The sequence below is a fragment of the Ochrobactrum sp. SFR4 genome, from assembly GCF_019730395.1.
GTDB lineage: Bacteria > Pseudomonadota > Alphaproteobacteria > Rhizobiales > Rhizobiaceae > Pseudochrobactrum.
Genome location: NZ_JAAPBB010000750.1, coordinates 1 through 274 on the forward strand (window position 1 = coordinate 1; position 274 = coordinate 274).

A 274-nucleotide genomic window follows, 5' to 3' on the forward strand; every position below is an offset into this window, starting at 1 on the left:
CGCATCAATCCACTCTGAACCGATCTGATTAAATTGTGCTGCTTTAGAGGATGCCCATGCAGACAGAGCTTCTGCCGGAATAACACCGCGCTCCAGCCCCATCAGGTCATTGGCTTTGTCCTTCATGCCTTGCCAAATACCGCCTGCCCATGACTCATCAACCTGTTTTTCAAGGTTTTGCCATGCTTCATGGTTCTTACGTATCTGCTCTATACGCTCTTCAGGCGTGCGGCCGAAGTCATCAATGATGTCAAAGCCGATCTTCCACATCCAT

At 49.6% G+C, this 274-nt stretch carries 1 pseudogene; it reads right to left on the reverse strand.

Features of this window, described 5'->3' with window-relative positions:
* Nucleotides 1–274 (reverse strand): annotated as a pseudogene (locus tag HBA93_RS21080) (phage tail tape measure protein); the annotation flags it as partial.